The sequence below is a fragment of the Bacillus sp. JJ634 genome (assembly GCF_036962285.1).
GTDB classification, from domain to species: Bacteria; Bacillota; Bacilli; order Bacillales; family DSM-1321; genus Peribacillus; species Peribacillus asahii_A.
Genome location: NZ_JBALMU010000074.1, coordinates 1 through 13,629, shown reverse-complemented (window position 1 = coordinate 13,629; position 13,629 = coordinate 1). Strand labels below are relative to the sequence as shown.

General features: G+C 36.6%; 13 protein-coding genes, 1 pseudogene and 1 riboswitch. Of the genes and pseudogenes, 4 read left to right on the top strand and 10 right to left on the bottom strand.

Annotated elements, in window-relative coordinates; translation table 11 throughout:
- Window positions 1-289: 289 nt before the first annotated feature.
- Window positions 290-844 carry a cysteine hydrolase family protein gene (locus V7068_RS12470; RefSeq protein ID WP_499713062.1) on the bottom strand — a complete coding sequence of 185 codons (555 nt, stop codon included), beginning with the start codon at window positions 842-844 and terminating at the stop codon, window positions 290-292.
- Window positions 845-961: 117 nt separating this feature from the next.
- Here V7068_RS12470 and V7068_RS12465 point away from each other — a divergent pair, with 117 nt between their 5' ends.
- Window positions 962-1,408, top strand: coding sequence for an Lrp/AsnC family transcriptional regulator (locus tag V7068_RS12465; RefSeq protein ID WP_127759370.1), 447 nt, complete (start codon window positions 962-964; stop codon window positions 1,406-1,408).
- Between the two features lie 237 nt (window positions 1,409-1,645).
- Window positions 1,646-1,813: a XapX domain-containing protein gene (locus V7068_RS12460; RefSeq protein WP_127759369.1), complete on the top strand. Its 168-nt coding sequence runs from the start codon at window positions 1,646-1,648 to the stop codon at window positions 1,811-1,813.
- 421 nt (window positions 1,814-2,234) lie between these two features.
- On the opposite strand, the gene V7068_RS12455 is transcribed toward V7068_RS12460, so the two are convergent.
- The 4 genes from V7068_RS12455 to V7068_RS12440 form a co-directional block, all read right to left on the bottom strand.
- Complete coding sequence (locus V7068_RS12455; protein WP_499713061.1) at window positions 2,235-2,819, bottom strand: CPBP family intramembrane glutamic endopeptidase; 585 nt, start codon at window positions 2,817-2,819, stop codon at window positions 2,235-2,237.
- A 552-nt stretch (window positions 2,820-3,371) separates the two neighbouring features.
- Complete coding sequence (locus V7068_RS12450; RefSeq protein ID WP_499713063.1) at window positions 3,372-4,187, bottom strand: glycerophosphodiester phosphodiesterase; 816 nt, start codon at window positions 4,185-4,187, stop codon at window positions 3,372-3,374.
- 213 nt (window positions 4,188-4,400) lie between these two features.
- A complete protein-coding gene (locus V7068_RS12445; protein ID WP_499713060.1) occupies window positions 4,401-5,366 on the bottom strand; it encodes a 2-hydroxyacid dehydrogenase in 966 nt (321 codons plus the stop codon).
- A 33-nt stretch (window positions 5,367-5,399) separates the two neighbouring features.
- A complete protein-coding gene (locus V7068_RS12440) occupies window positions 5,400-5,816 on the bottom strand; it encodes a PH domain-containing protein (RefSeq protein ID WP_499713059.1) in 417 nt (138 codons plus the stop codon).
- A gap of 288 nt (window positions 5,817-6,104) precedes the next feature.
- Here V7068_RS12440 and V7068_RS12435 point away from each other — a divergent pair, with 288 nt between their 5' ends.
- Entirely contained in the window at window positions 6,105-6,803 is a 699-nt protein-coding gene (locus tag V7068_RS12435) for a pirin family protein (protein WP_499713058.1), read from the top strand.
- Window positions 6,804-7,040: 237 nt separating this feature from the next.
- Here the strand turns inward: V7068_RS12435 and V7068_RS12430 are convergent, their stop codons facing one another.
- A complete protein-coding gene (locus tag V7068_RS12430) occupies window positions 7,041-7,829 on the bottom strand; it encodes an enoyl-CoA hydratase/isomerase family protein (RefSeq protein ID WP_499713057.1) in 789 nt (262 codons plus the stop codon).
- A 514-nt stretch (window positions 7,830-8,343) separates the two neighbouring features.
- Here V7068_RS12430 and V7068_RS12425 point away from each other — a divergent pair.
- Window positions 8,344-8,966: pseudogene (locus V7068_RS12425) on the top strand (Tn3 family transposase); the annotation flags it as partial.
- Between the two features lie 274 nt (window positions 8,967-9,240).
- On the opposite strand, the gene V7068_RS12420 reads toward V7068_RS12425, so the two are convergent.
- The 4 genes from V7068_RS12420 to V7068_RS12405 form a co-directional block, all read right to left on the bottom strand.
- Window positions 9,241-9,930, bottom strand: coding sequence for a DUF421 domain-containing protein (locus tag V7068_RS12420; RefSeq protein ID WP_499713056.1), 690 nt, complete (start codon window positions 9,928-9,930; stop codon window positions 9,241-9,243).
- A 109-nt stretch (window positions 9,931-10,039) separates the two neighbouring features.
- Window positions 10,040-10,876: a hypothetical protein gene (locus tag V7068_RS12415; RefSeq protein WP_499713055.1), complete on the bottom strand. Its 837-nt coding sequence runs from the start codon at window positions 10,874-10,876 to the stop codon at window positions 10,040-10,042.
- A gap of 206 nt (window positions 10,877-11,082) precedes the next feature.
- The gene (locus V7068_RS12410; RefSeq protein WP_499713054.1) at window positions 11,083-11,742 is read right to left on the bottom strand and encodes a potassium channel family protein; all 660 of its coding nucleotides are present in this window, start codon (window positions 11,740-11,742) and stop codon (window positions 11,083-11,085) included.
- 25 nt (window positions 11,743-11,767) lie between these two features.
- Complete coding sequence (locus V7068_RS12405; RefSeq protein ID WP_499713053.1) at window positions 11,768-13,105, bottom strand: TrkH family potassium uptake protein; 1,338 nt, start codon at window positions 13,103-13,105, stop codon at window positions 11,768-11,770.
- Between the two features lie 261 nt (window positions 13,106-13,366).
- Window positions 13,367-13,509: riboswitch (cyclic di-AMP (ydaO/yuaA leader) on the bottom strand.
- Window positions 13,510-13,629 lie beyond the last annotated feature (120 nt).

Genomic DNA, 13,629 nt, shown 5'->3' with positions numbered 1-13,629 from the left:
GATAATATGCAATAAAAGCGTATCTGCCTATTCAACGATTGAGTGCTTTTCTTCAATAAGACCACTTAATTGTTCAAATCCCTGAATCTACTAAAACGTCAAAAATCCCTGCTTTCGTATGGAAAGTTGGGGTTTTTCTTTATACATAATTTTGATATTTTAAATGAAAGCACTACACTATATTAAATATGAATAGTACATTTATGAGTTTAAACATCAACAAGAAAGGAGATTGTTTTTTTAAACAATCCCCCCTATTTTATTTCATTAGTTGTTTTTCAAGATTGCATTAGCTTTGTGTCTTCAAGAAATCCTCTGTCGAAACAACATTTGCATACATTCCATTAAGTGCACTAACAAACGCATAATGAACCTGCTCAGCTGGGATGACCTTATCTTGATAAGATAATTCTCTTGTCGCACATGCATCTTCGATAAGTGTGGCTTCAAAGCCTAAATCGACTGCAGCTCTAACTGTGGCATCAATACACATATGCGTCATCATACCTACAACCACTACCTTGGTTACTCCTCTTTCTTTTAATTTGCTTTCTAATTCAGTCTTTAAAAAGCTGTTAGGAAAATGTTTTTGGATAATGCTTTCGTATTCTAGTGGCAGAACAGCCTCATTTAGTTTAACTCCTTCCGTATCCGGTAGAAAGAAGCCTAACCCTGGATCACTTGCGATATGCTGAACATGAAAAATATTATCTTTGTTATTCTGTCTAAACCATTCAAGAACTTTAGCAGCATTAGCGGCTGCTTTTACAGGATTGCTTAATTCCATCTTTCCATTTGGAAAATAGTCATTTTGAATATCAACTAAAATCAACGCTGTGCTCATTTTTTCCCACCTCATCAAAAGTAATTTATAATAAAATCATAGATTATATCTTGTATTTAATCGATACGTTGATGAAATTGTTTTATATCAAATCATTTCATGGTGAAAGGAGTTTATATGAAACTTGATCAAACTGATTTTCAAATCCTCCAATATCTAATGGGAAACTCACGCATTCAATGGAAAGACTTAGGTGAACAAATTCATATGACTGGACAAGCAGTAGGAAATCGTATTAAAAAACTTGAGGAAAATGGTGTAATTAAAGCCTACTCCCTAATCATCGATGAAATGAAATTAGGGCTGACCTTTACAGCGTTTATCATTGTTTATATGAAAACAGCAAATCACGATTCGTTTATCCACTTTATTAATAATCGAAATGAGGTAGTTGAAGCTCACCGGATATCTGGACAAGGATGTTACCATTTAAAAATAAAAGTTAAATCCCAAGAGCAATTGAATCTTTTTCTTAATAAACTTCTCGAACATGGAAATTATAATGTAAATCTATCCATACAAGAGATTAAACAACATAATCCTTTGACTGCAACATTGCAATAAATGATTGTTTTCCTCTAAAGGATAGCAATCGAATAAATCACAAAAATCCAGCTGCTATCGTCAAAGCAGCCTTTTCTTGTTGAACTAGCAGGCGCTTTCCTTCAAGATACAGCTTCCATTTAAGGAGGCTTTTTTTATGTACTAATCAAAGAGAGAACACCAATTAAGCTGCAATTCATAAGAATAGCAAAATTGGGCCACTACTAAAATGTCACATATCTTAAAGGTGGTGCCTTTATGAAAGAAATTATTTTAAGTATTGTAGCCGGTTTAGCAGTAGGTATTCTGTTTAAATGTTTAAAACTTCCGATTCCAGCTCCCCCTGTTTTAGCAGGAGTGTTAGGTATCGTCGGAGTCTACCTTGGCGGGTTAGTTGGAGAATGGATAATGAGCTATTTTAAATAATTAAGAAGGAAAAGGTGTGCCGTTCATTCGCTCACCTTTTCTACTAATTGCTGCGAATATAAAGTTGGCGAATTTGGTGGAAGAACTAAATAATTCAGTTTCTATCTTCAAAATAAAGTAACAGGGATATGCACAAAGACTAATATAATTTGTACTCTTCAAGAACAAGTAAAAACGAAAGTAAACATACTAATATTAGTATAACGGGTTCGGATTTGAAGTACAAAACCACAATTAACGAAACAATTAGCATTTAATTATTAACCGAATTAGGAGAAAATTCGTAAGCAGTTTAGCAGTTGAATCAGCACATAAAAAGCTCAGCCTTCATTTAAAGTCCTGAGCTATATTTTTCTTTTAGTTAATGTAGCTAAAGTACGCATCAGTTCGCTTTCACAATCCTCTAAGTTCCCATCTTTTATTAAATTATAAATCCACTATATACCATTCCAATATTAATTACGATATGCAAAACAATACTCGGATAAATGCTGTTTGTTTTCAGTGTAATTAATGCGTATATTACCCCAGCAACTGAAATTAACAAACTGAGAGAAATAGAAAAACCAATTGCTAGATGTAGAAGTCCAAAACCAACACTTGTAACGATAATAGCATACCCTGTGGATGTGAATTCCTTAAGAGCCGAAAGCATTATCCCTCTCCAGATAACTTCCTCGAAAATTGCATTAATTAGCGAAAAAAATAAACAAAACAATAATAGCGATTGGATATACTCTACATCTTTTTGAACAATAAAAAACAAATATACTATGCCATTAATGACTATTCCAATCATCCAAAACCAAAATGTATTAACTTTATGAAATGGTAAGACGATAGGATTTTTCCAATCAGGTTTTTCATTGTACCAAGAAACCTTCTTATTAAAGAAGAGATAGTTAAAAAAGAGTCCTATAATGATAAAAACGAGAAAAAGACGATTAAGAATGATTTTTATTTCCTTTGAAATAGTCATCGTTCCAACGAAATTATTAGTAACCATAAATATGGCAAAACCGATTAGGAACGATAACAGCAACGATATAATGAATCGTTTTTCTTTATTGAAAAATAATAGAATAACTAATCCCATAAATACAAAAAAGAAAAAAACATCCTGTTGATAGGAAATAGAAGTAATCCCTAAAAAAAACAAAACTGCAATAACAATTAACGTCGTAACCCCCTCCTTTCCAGATAAATCACTAAAACATCTTCCTATGTATTATTTCGCTATAAGTCTATAAGTCATATTCAACATACTAGTTGAATAACTTTCTTTTTGATTTTAACATAAATATCCAGTTAACATTCTTTTTAAAATTGGAAGTTAGCACTGCAATTAGCATCAGTTTTAACACACAAATTCGCACATTGACATCGAATTCTGTCACCTTTCTAAAGATGAGTAGATGGCATTGCTATTTTGTCTATTAGCCCCGCCATATCAATAAAAAAAGCAGTCCAATTCTGTTTGAAATTGGACCACTAATTGATGTGCTAATTACTGTTTTGTACTCGAAAACTCAACCTGTTAACATTATTATCGTTTGCTTTATTTCCCTTTCTTCACTTCATGAAGCTTATCTGGAAAATTCGTAAACATTCCCGTTACTCCCCAGTCAATAAGCTGCTTCATTCTGTCCTTATCATTCACAGTGTATGGATGGAGTTCAAGCCCGCTGTCGACGACTTTTTGTACATATTCTTCGTTCAAATATGTATGATTAGGCCCGACTCCCATCGCATATTCTTTAATCGCTGCAATTTCATCATCTGTAATGACGGCATAATTTTTATACGAGATTAATTGAACAAGCTTAACGGATGGATCTAGTTCATTCATGATTTTTAAGCTCTGAGGGCTAAAAGACTGAATAAGAAGGCTCTTTTTATTAATGTCATATTTATCAATTAAGCGTAAAAGTTCTTTTTCCATACCTGGATATGTTTCTGGTGATTTTGTTTCAATATAGTAGCGAGCATTTTTTCCAAACTTTTTAAACACTTCTTCAAGCGTTGGTACTTGAAGCCCTTCATAATTCGGATTAGCACTCTCTGGATATTTTTCATTAAACCAGCTGCCCGCATCAAGCTGTTTAATTTCAGCTAATGTATAATCTTTAACAAGGCCTGTCCCATTTGTCGTCCGGTCCAATTTCTCATCATGCATCGCGATTAGCTGTCCGTCCTTTGTCATTTGCAAATCTATTTCAATATAGTCGCCATGCATTTTTTCTCCCATTTGATAGGATACAAGAGTATGTTCCGGTGCATAACCTGAAGCACCTCGATGGGAAACATTTACGATATCTTTATGTTTTTCCTTAGCCAAAGCCTCTCCTCCTCCTGTCGTCACACCAATTGCCATTACAAGAGCACCACAAGCTGCTAACCATTTTCTTTTCACTCTACACATCTCCTATCTCTTTGTCTAATAGATTACTTCTTAAAAATACCAGTAAACTATTAATTTTCATTTAGGAGAACGTGAAGATTGATAAAGAATATATTAAGGATTGTAAAATAGTGGTATATAAGTTCTGCCAACCACCCTAAAGACCTATCTAAACTAGCTGACCATTCACTTATTCACCAAATGAGGCGGAGTTCGCCCCTCCAAAGCTTCAATCAGATTTCGCGCTGCCAGTTCCCACATTTTCGTTCTTGTTTGCACACTTGCACTGCCGATATGCGGAAGAGCGACTACATTTGGTGCTGTTAATAATGGATGGTTCACTGGAATGGGCTCCTCTGCAAATACATCTAGGCCCGCCCCCCAAATGATTCCTTCTGTTAAGGCCGTGACCAAATCATCCTCATTTACAATGCCGCCTCTTGCTGTATTAATCAGGATGGCAGTTTTCTTCATCATTTTTAGCTCTTCTAACGTAATCAAATTCTCCGTGTCTTTCGTATACGGAGTTAATAGGCAAACAAAATCAGACCTTCTAAGCAACTCTTCTTGAGAGACATATTGGATGCCTAACTCTTGTTCTAATGCAGCCTTCTGCGTACGACTGTAATACAATAAATCCATTCCAAAGCCTTTTGCTCTCCTAGCAACTGCCGCTCCAATTTCCCCTAAACCGATAATGCCAATTGTCGCTCCATACACATCCATTCCCGTTAAAAACATCGGTGACCACGTTTTCCATTTCCCTTCTCTTAGCACATCGGAAGCTTCTACTAATCTTCTAGAAGTCGCCATTAACAGAGCAAAGGTTAAATCAGCCGTCGTCTCCGTTAAGACACCTGGCGTGTTCGTCACCATCATTCCCTTTGACGAAGCATATTCCACATTGATGTTGTTATAGCCGACAGCTAAGTTGCTAATGACCTTTAACCCTTTCCCTTTGTTGATCACTTCTTCGTCGATATGTTCCGTTAACAGACAAAGAACTCCATCTACTTCTGCAATCTGTTCTAACAAAAATTCACGCGGAATCTGTTCTTCCTCACAATCCCAAAGCGTTACTTCAAAACGATCATTCAGTAATTGACAAATATGCTCTGGCGGTTTTCTCGTAATCAACACTTTTTGTTTCATGGAAATCTCCCTCTCTTTACTTGAAGCAAGGCTCTATTCATTACCCATAATTCGAATTTTGGGATTCAACTTTTGCAATTCTTTTATAAATCGTTCTTGATTGATAGGAGAAATGGAAATGGTCTTATACTTCCGATAATTAATTTCAATTCTGTACATTGAAAGTGCTGGAGCGGTAAATGGATTGACTGTTAGACGAATCGATTGAATGTCTTCGATAGCAATACTCTTTTTTATTGGTCCATAGGAAATTTTCAATATACCTTGTTCAATTTTGTAGTGTGTACAAAACCAAATCGATAGCAACAGCCCAACCATTATTGTCATCACAATGATTCCTACAAGGTTAAATTCAATAAATGTTGATTCATAGAAAATCCAAGCAAACAATCCGATTACAGCCCAAATAATTATTCCCATCCACATATCTTTTTTTGATGAAAATTCCATAGCCTCACCCTCTATACTGCATATATAGATTTTTTCAAAACCTTTATTTATAAGCTTAATAAAAAAGGGCCTTTCAGCTCCCTCAAACATATTAACGTTCTATTTCCAATCTTTCCGCCAGCTTTTGATAAACTTATCTACACTATAAATTATACCTAATTGTACAAATACAGGAAATAATTATTCACGAACTGCACATACTATCTTTAATTGACCTGTACTAAAATAAGGTATATAATTTATCTCGAATTAAAGATACTTAAATAAAATATAAAAGGAAGTTTTACGATGCTAAGAAAACTAGATCACAACAATATGGGCAGAAGCAATCTCGGTTGGCTGCAAAGCTTATTCCACTTCTCTTTTGCTGAGTACTATAATCCAGAAAACATCCACTTCGGCGCTTTGCGAGTGATTAACGACGATTTAATCGCTGCTCAAACAGGATTTAACATGCATCCTCATCAAGATATGGAGATTATTTCTTATGTTGTAGATGGCGGGCTGACTCACCAAGACAGCATGGGCAATAAAAGTACGATTAATCGCGGACAAGTTCAATATATGAGTGCTGGAACAGGCGTGTATCATAGCGAGCATAATATGGGTGACAACACATTAAGAATGCTGCAAATTTGGATTATTCCCGATCGAGCGGGCCATACTCCTCACTATGGCGATTTTCGTTTTGATATGGAAGCAAGACATAACACGTGGCTTCATATGGTATCGAGTAAAGAAGGTTCTGCACCGATTCAAATTAATCAAGACGCTAACCTTTACGCTCTAGAACTCGATCCAGGTAAAGAAATCACCTTCCCTGTCAAAGAAGGCAGACAAGCGTATCTCGTGCAAATCGAAGGCAGTTCAACTATTAATGAGCTAACGTTAAACGCTAGAGATGCTTTGGAAATCGTTGAAGAGGATATTCACATTCAAGCTAATGAAACGTCGCATGTATTAGTTATTGAAATGGTGAAACTATAATTGTGATGAAAAAGTTATTTAATTTTTAAAATCACATAAGCATAACCCCACTCTACATGTAGAAAGGGGCTATGCTTATTTAATCTTTGATGTAAGATACTCCTCTATTCCCGTACGCTTTTATGCAGCCTTGTTACTAAAACTCATTCCATACCTACATCATTGCTCTAACATGTGGATTTGAAATCCTGCGAATAAGCGAGCATTTACGAGTAAATTAAAACAAACTGAGGCAATCTATTCCCCTTGGAACACGGGCTTTCTCTTCTCAGCAAAGGCTTGCATCCCTTCCTGGACATCTTTGGTTCCAAAACATTGTTTAATAAATGCATACTCTTGTTTAAGAATCGTTGTAAGATCCGTGTCAGGGCTTGCAGCAAGCAATCTTTTAGAAAGCGTCATCGCTACCGGCGGTCCTGCGGCTAATTCCCGTGCAAAGTTCATTACCTGTTCCTGCAATTCTTCATCAGAGAATATCCGGTTCACCAATCCAATTCGTTCTGCTTCCTCAGGGTAAATGTCCCTGCCCGTTAAAATCAATTCGGCGGCCTTTGCCTGCCCGACCAACCGCGGTAAAAAATAACTCATTCCCGCATCAGGACTGAGACCACGGCGAATGTATCCAGCCGTTACCCTTGCATCAGCAGACATGAAGCGGATGTCGCAAGCCAGAGCTAACGCGAGTCCTGCACCAGCCGCAATCCCATTGATTGCAGCAATAACTGGCTTATCACAATGAACAATCCCCAATGCTTGATGACCAACCCAACCCAATTCATCTAATTTTTGATGACGGGATTGAGCGTCTGGATTTCTCTTCGCACGATCGGTCAAATCAAGACCTGCACAGAATCCTCGTCCACTGCCGGTAATAACAATGACACGGACTTCATCGTCAGCAGAAGCCTCTGAAATTGCCTGGATAATCTCATTACTAAGTGTATCATTTACAGCATTAAGACGTTCAGGTCTGTTTAGTGTCAGTTTACGGACCCCATCTTTCGTTTCGACAATAATATGTTCCATCTTTTATCTCTCCTAAATAATTTGATTTTGAATTCGGGTACCTTCTTTCGCTGTCTTTGTATTATTTATGCGCTTACTTGGTGTTTTATTGGTTTTGTACCATGCCGGGTTCTGGCATGATACTGCCACCCTCACATACGAAACGTTCAGGGGTTTCTTTAATAGAAACCATTATGCGTTCCTCTGGGATTCCAGTGCTAAGGCTACTTTTTTCTAGTGCATAGTGAGAGGGTGACCCAGTGATGGAACAATTAGTTTCGATAATAGCAGCGGCTAGATCTGCCCTCGTCTTGTCAGACAATTTTGTTGTGGTGGTAAGGTGTATCTAGGCATAGTAAAAACTCCTCCTTAGTATCAATAAGTACGAATTCAATTTACTCTTTGCAAAGCCTAGTTAGAAAAAAGTGAATACAGATATCGGATTCCTTAATTTTATTCACCCTCCTATTAAATGGAAAATTGTGATTAATTTGAGTATAACATCAACACAAGGGATTCGCGTACAAGTAATTTGCGTACAAGTGATTTATTAGATTCAAAGCTTTTTACATTGGGGAAATCAAGTGATTTTCCAAAACTAGAGGCCATTTTACGTGGACAAAGGTGATTAAAGAAAACTGTGAGGATGTTTTGCGGTTAGCCCATTCTATAAGAGAAGGTGCTGTCTCAGCATCACTTATTATGGGGAAATTAGGTTCTTACTCTAGGCAGAACAGCCTTGCTACAGCTTTACGTGAGATGGGAAGAATTGAAAAAACGATCTTTATTCTCAATTACATTTCAAATGAATCTTTGAGAAGGAAAATTCAAAAAGAATTAAATAAGGGAGAAGCGCTGAATGGTCTTGCAAGAGCGGTTTTCTTTGGAAAACAAGGTGAACTTAGGGAACGGACCCTACAGCATCAATTGCAAAGAGCCAGTGCTTTAAACATAATTATCAATGCTATTAGTGTGTGGAATACTTTACATCTGACAAAAGCAGTTGAATATCAAAAAAGCTTAGGAGATTTTAATGAAGACCTGTTGCACCATATGTCCCCCTTAGGCTGGGAACATATCAATTTACTAGGAGAATACCATTTTAATTTTGATAAAAAGGGATCTATAGATTCTTTGAGACCATTAAGAATACCTTAACGTTGTTAAAATCGGGGGAATCGTCTTGGAAATGGGCTAGCGTTGTAAATCCACATTTTCTTGACGGTACCCCTTTAAAGGCGTTGCTCCATAAAATGGCCCGGTCGTAAGAGAATATATCCACTATTCTCTATTCCATATTACTGTGCTTTTGAAAAGCTTGTTCGTGGCTGACTTGTTTTCTGGAAGCATATCAAGACTTTGAACTGATGAAACTGATTAATTCATCGAGCGGGAAGGAATCTAACTATTCTTAGGGATGAAACAAGAATGATTACCTTAATTCATCCCTAAACAAATCAATATACAAATTCCCTTTAGTCCCTACGACCGCATACGAAATGTCAGAAACAGCGAGATTTCTTTTTTTAAGCTCCGCCTTTAACCATTCTTCGTCGTAGGTGTTTTTTGATAAGTTTTCATATAAGATTTTCCCATTATAGACGAGCTCTACCGGTATGGTTTCTGCTGAGGGAGATAAATTTAAATCCTGCTTTGTTGTATGTTGGTACTGCGGTTTTTTTAATACAGAGAGTGCGCCACTTGTCTCTAAAATGGCGCACTCTACCTCTTCTATGTTGAAGATATCTTTAGCCCGCAAAGCCTGTTTCAGAGAATCAATTGAATACCCCATTCGTTTCATTGATTGTTCGAGAATTTGTCCTTTTTCAATTAAAGTAGTAGGTTTCCCTGCAATCCATTTCCGGAATCGCGCATTTCGAACCGCAACAAAATTCAGTATAAACACGATGATCCCCATAATCATGAATGCGACGATAAAATACGGGAATTCAATTCTAATATTGAAGGCTAGATTTCCTGCAATGGTCCCCATCGTGATTGAAGCGATATAAAGGTGATAGGACCTCTGAGTAATCGTCTGTTTACCGAGCAAATGAACAAATATCCATAACAAAATAAAGGCGGTAAAGGTTCGAAAGATGATTTCAACGGATAGCTGCATCGCGATTTCCCCCTTACAACAATCCAGACAGTTCGTTTGTGATAGTATGTTCTTGTGGAAAGGTCTTTATTCCGCCAAAAAAATAGCGAATAGTGCCAGGCACTGTTCGCTATTCTTTGTAAATTGTTTTATAAAAAAATCTCGAAATAAATGTCATTGGTAAGTATCGAGAACAAACAACTAAAAATTGGTTGATATTCACTTTTAAGATACCCATTTTTACCAAGGTTATATCGATAATAATATGGCTTAATGGTGGGAGCATTCTATAAAACAACCCAGCCTTTGAAGACGTAATGAGAGCGATAAAAGAGAGTACCAAACTGTATAAAGGTACTATTTTAAAATGTTCCGTCCACGTATGGAAATATCCACGCCCAAATCGAATATGACGGTTCGCTGCAAAAATATACGATAAAGTAATCGAAACTACTTCAATAGCCAAGTAATGAGCAATAACCATTGCCCATCGTTTTTGGGTTGAAAGCGCCTTATAAAAAGCATCACTAATATTAAAATATACATTTAATAAGACTAAAGTATATATAGGCCTCCACCAATATACTTTATAAATATTTAGTCGTAAAAATAAGTTCTCAATACAATAATAAAAAAGGCTGACACCGACTTTCCAACTCCATTTCTTGTTAAGTGCGGTTAGAAAAGTAGCTGCAATTGGTACATAAATTGCTTGAGAGAAGATTGCTCCTAAGACTGAATCAAAAGTACGCTTTTTCATAATTGACGGTTTGTATCTATAACCATGAAATAAGTTGAGGACCAGATACTCAAATAAATAAGCAAAACCCATATTGGATAATAGTAAAATCCACGTATCCTTTTGTTTTTTACGTTTTAACACTAGCAAAAACATACCTAAGTGAATAACTGCTAACAACCAAAAAGGAAGTGAGTTCTTATTGAAACGTTTTTTCTTTTTTCCCATTCTTTACACCGTTTTACTTTTCGACATTTATTTTTATTATTGTTCATTTGAAAGGAAATATTTATTAAATTAACTGGTACTTTACTTCCATAACGATTTTCAACGAAGGCGCTATTGTGGAAAAAGAAGTAAGAGATTGATACATATCATACATGAATAATATGTATCAACCTCTATTTTAGCGAACAGTGCCCGGCACTGTTCGCTTATTGTCCTATATTCGCAAATTTAGCAATATCCTCTCTCTTCCCAATCATCACTAATAAATCTTCCTTGTGAATAATACGATCGGGAGAAGGAGAAATAATAATATCTCCTTCTCTAACGATAGCAATAACACTGACATTATATTGGGCACGAATGTCAAGGTCACGCAGACTTTTTCCTGCCATTTTGGAAGGAATCATAATCTCCTCTATACTGTGTTCTTTTGATAACTCAATATAGTTCAACATATTAGGTGATAAGAGCTGATTGGCCACACGTTCTCCCATGTCTCTCTCAGGATAGATAATCCAATCAGCCCCTACTTTCTCTAAAACCTGCCCGTGTCGCTTTCCAAGAGCCTTTGCAATGACTTTTTTAACCCCTAGCTCTTTAAGCAGGGAAACCGTTAAAATGCTGGATTGCATATCATTTCCAATGGCTACGATGACACAATCAAAATTGCTTATCCCAATCGCTCTAAGTGCCTTCGTTTCTGTCGTATCAGCCACTACTGCGTGAGTGACGAATAATTCAGCATCTTCGACTTTTTCCTCATTTGCATCAATTCCTAGCACCTCTTGTCCAGCCTCATACAATCTTCGAGCTATACTTGTTCCAAATCTCCCTAAACCAATCACAGCATATTGTTTTACAGCCATTTTCATCTACACTCCCTCAATTTAATTAACCGATCATGATATTTCCTTTTATATGACGGAAGTTGTCTGGTTTACGTCTCTTTGCAATGGAAAAAGCTATCGTTAAAGGACCTAATCTTCCCACAAACATTGTCAAAATGATAAATATACGACCAATAGGAGATAACTCCGGAGTCAATCCCATGGAAAGTCCTACTGTACCAAACGCAGAAGTGGCTTCAAATAAATACATAATAAAATCGTGACTGTGTTCCTCTGTAATACTAAGTATCATGGTCACAGCTACAACAACACTCAATCCACAAAAAACAACGGTCAGTGCTTTTAATATCGTTTCAGTCACAATTCTGCGCCTAAATAAGACAACATCTTCTTTCCCTTTAATTTGAGACCATACGGTAGCTACTAAAACAGCAAAGGTCGTTATTTTAATTCCTCCAGCTGTGGATCCTGAACCTGCTCCGATAAACATCAGACAAATAATTAAGAACAAAGTAGAATGTGTTAAATCTCCAATTGGTAATGTATTAGCACCTGCCGTCCTTGGAGTCACTGCTTGAAACAATGAGCCTAATACTTTTCCAGTTTCGGATAAAGGCCCTAATGTCTTAGCATTTCCATATTCAAATATGAAGATTAACAAGGTTGCCCCTACTGTTAGAATAACGGTTGCTAGTAATACTACCTTCGTATGCACAGATAAGCGGTGAGTATTACGGTATTCATAAAGTTCGTTCATCACAATAAATCCTAATCCACCGAGTGTGATGAGAGTACATACGGTTAAGGTGACAACAGGATCATCTACATAAGGGGTTAGACTCCTGAATTCTCCCATTAAATCAAAGCCAGCATTATTGAAATTAGATATAGCATGAAAAAATCCGAAATAGATGGCTTTACCTATTGGCATATCGTAAGAAAAGCGAATCGATAAAAGGATACCGCCGACAATTTCAATCACTGCAGTAAATATCAAAATTCTTTTGACTAACCTTACAATTCCCGCAAAGGATACATTATTGAAGGCCTCCTTTAGCAGCAGCCTGTCTTTTAAAGAAATTTTTTTACCTAACAGCAAAAATAAAAAAGTTGCAAATGTCATAAACCCTAATCCACCGACTTGAATGAGCGATAAAATGACTAATTCACCGAATAAAGAAAAGGTGTCCCCAGTATCTACAACGACAAGCCCTGTTACACATGTAGCAGATGTAGCGGTAAATAAAGCATTTAAAAACGAGAGACCTTTTCCATCCTCAGTGGCAATGGGAAGAGTCAATAAAAAAGCTCCGATTAGAATAACAGTTGCAAAACCTAATACAAGGACCTTTGGAGGATTAACCTCTTTTATTTTTTTCATCGTAATCTCCTAACTGACCTCTTAAAGATGGGCTGAATATAAAAAAAGACCAATATATATTTTCTCCGAGATAAACAATACGATTCACTTATTGAACAATCCTTTAATATTCGTTGCTCTATTTAACGCCTAGCAGGCTATACATATATGTTTCCAAATCAGCCTTTAATTATAGGCAGAATAAAAAGACCTGCAAATATATCAGGCTGCCATTTTGTTTTAAGCACGACAAAAAAGCCTCCTGAATTAAGGCGGTCTTATAACCTCCTTCGCTTTAGCCGACGAAGTTAGCTGACGGGTAGGATGGCGAAAGAGTTTCTCATCCCTTCTGCAATAGCAGAATTAACCCCAAAATAATGGGTCCTCCGTTCTCAAATGATTCTGAGATTAGGCCGATATAAAATTTGTGATTTAATGCGATTATTCTACGCCTGTCATCTCCCTATTGTAAATGCCTTAAATAGACAAAAAATGGCCAAAATAAACCATATACGTTCATTATTGGCCACAGATAATACTAAAGC

What these genes read in the sequence shown, in the direction of transcription:
- V7068_RS12405 (WP_499713053.1), bottom strand. Translation starts at nt 13,105, where the DNA reads ATGAAAAAAATAAAAGAGGTTAATCCTCCAAAGGTCCTTGTATTAGGT.
- V7068_RS12445 (WP_499713060.1), bottom strand. Translation starts at nt 5,366, where the DNA reads ATGAAACAAAAAGTGTTGATTACGAGAAAACCGCCAGAGCATATTTGT.
- V7068_RS12440 (WP_499713059.1), bottom strand. Translation starts at nt 5,816, where the DNA reads ATGGAATTTTCATCAAAAAAAGATATGTGGATGGGAATAATTATTTGG.
- V7068_RS12460 (WP_127759369.1), top strand. Translation starts at nt 1,646, where the DNA reads ATGAAAGAAATTATTTTAAGTATTGTAGCCGGTTTAGCAGTAGGTATT.
- V7068_RS12465 (WP_127759370.1), top strand. Translation starts at nt 962, where the DNA reads ATGAAACTTGATCAAACTGATTTTCAAATCCTCCAATATCTAATGGGA.
- V7068_RS12420 (WP_499713056.1), bottom strand. Translation starts at nt 9,930, where the DNA reads ATGCAGCTATCCGTTGAAATCATCTTTCGAACCTTTACCGCCTTTATT.
- V7068_RS12470 (WP_499713062.1), bottom strand. Translation starts at nt 844, where the DNA reads ATGAGCACAGCGTTGATTTTAGTTGATATTCAAAATGACTATTTTCCA.
- V7068_RS12415 (WP_499713055.1), bottom strand. Translation starts at nt 10,876, where the DNA reads ATGGGAAAAAAGAAAAAACGTTTCAATAAGAACTCACTTCCTTTTTGG.
- V7068_RS12435 (WP_499713058.1), top strand. Translation starts at nt 6,105, where the DNA reads ATGCTAAGAAAACTAGATCACAACAATATGGGCAGAAGCAATCTCGGT.
- V7068_RS12430 (WP_499713057.1), bottom strand. Translation starts at nt 7,829, where the DNA reads ATGGAACATATTATTGTCGAAACGAAAGATGGGGTCCGTAAACTGACA.
- V7068_RS12455 (WP_499713061.1), bottom strand. Translation starts at nt 2,819, where the DNA reads ATGGTTACTAATAATTTCGTTGGAACGATGACTATTTCAAAGGAAATA.
- V7068_RS12450 (WP_499713063.1), bottom strand. Translation starts at nt 4,187, where the DNA reads ATGGCAATTGGTGTGACGACAGGAGGAGGAGAGGCTTTGGCTAAGGAA.
- V7068_RS12410 (WP_499713054.1), bottom strand. Translation starts at nt 11,742, where the DNA reads ATGGCTGTAAAACAATATGCTGTGATTGGTTTAGGGAGATTTGGAACA.